1 pseudogene is annotated in these 1543 nt (G+C 65.6%); it reads right to left on the reverse strand.

Annotated elements, in window-relative coordinates:
- Positions 1-1370, reverse strand: a pseudogene (locus N8A90_RS25315) (methyl-accepting chemotaxis protein); the annotation flags it as partial.
- Positions 1371-1543 lie beyond the last annotated feature (173 nt).

Here is a 1543-nt window from a genome sequence, read left to right on the forward strand (position 1 = left end):
CCGCCTTCGCTGGCTTCGGCCGCCGCCTTGGTCGCCATGCTGTCGGTGATCTTCGCGTTCTCGGTGTTCTGCGAGATCGACGCGGTCATCTGCTCCATCGACGCGCTGGTCTCTTCCACACCCGCGGCCTGCTCGCTCGACGCCTGGCTCAGCGACTGCGCCGTCGCGCTCACCTCGTCCGATGCGCTGGCCAGCGATTCGGCACCGCCGTTGACTTCGGCCACGACCTCGGCCAGCTTGCTCACCGTGGCATTGACGCTTTCGCAGAGCGACTGCAATTGACCCTTGAAGTCCGTCCGCGCAACCTGGGTCAGGTCGCCCTGGGCCATGACATGGAGCACGCGGCTGACCTCGTTCACCGGCTCCACGATGGCGTCGAGCGTGTTGTTGATTCCGTCGACGATCTCCCGGAAATCGCCGTGGTGGAGCTTGGCGTCGGCCCGCACGTCCAGCCGGCCTGCCGTGGCCGCTTCGACCAACAGATGGGTGTCGGCGATCAGCGCCTGGAGGTTGGAGCGCACCTGCTCGATGGTCTCGTTGATGAAAGCCTTCTTGCCGGGGAAGGCGTCCAGCGGCGCATTGAAATTGCCACGGCCGAATTCGGCGATGCAGGCCATGGCCTTCTTCTTCACCGCGATGTGCCCGCCGACCATCTGGTTGATGCCCTCGGCCATGGCGCGGAAGTCACCGTCGAAGCGCGTCGCATCGATGAAGACGTCGATGTCGCCCTTGTCGTGCTCGGTCGACATGCGGTTCATCTCGGCGATCAGGCCGATCAGGTTGCGACGCACCTGCTCGATGGTGTCGTTGATGAAGGCCTTCTTGCCGGGAAAGGCATCCAGCGGCGCATTGAAGTTGCCGCGGCCGAATTCGGCGATGCAGGCCATGGCCTTCTTCTTCACCGCGATGTGGCCGCCGACCATCTGGTTGATGCCGCTCGCCATGTGCAGGAACTCGCCCTCCAGCCCACTGGCATCGATCACGACGTCGATGTCGCCCGCGTCGTGCTCCCGCGACATGCGCCCCAGTTCGGACATCACGCGCTTGAGCTTCTCCAGCAGCGCACGCTGCGCGGCGTGCAGCGCTCCCAGTTCGGTCGACGACGCGACCGGCATCTCGGTCGGCTCCCGGAAGTCGCCCTCGGTCAGTCGGCGAACGGTGTCCCCCGCGGCCTTCACGGCGCGGGCGATGTCTGCCGTCACCGAGGCAACGACCAGCATGCTCAGAATGGCAGCACCGCCCGCCATCGCCCACGCTGCGCCGGCCGACAGCACCTGCGCCTGCGCCAGTGCCCACGGCACCGCCGGTGCCGCCAGAGCGAAGAGAAAGCAGAGCCCGAGGCGGGTCGCGAGACGCATTTGATTGAACATGGGAGCCTTCGTTTGTCTTGACGTTGTGACGGCGCGAATCAGGCCGCGAGATCGACCAGGGTGGAAAAATCTTCGATGGCCAGCACGTTCGCGGCGTCGAGCACGATGACGAACTTGCCGCGGACCTTGGCCATGCCGCAGACGAAGTCGCTGCGGATGGCCGAGCCGAAGCT

Origin of the sequence: Variovorax sp. N23 (assembly GCF_025486315.1) — a bacterium.
Classification (GTDB): domain Bacteria; phylum Pseudomonadota; class Gammaproteobacteria; order Burkholderiales; family Burkholderiaceae_C; genus Variovorax.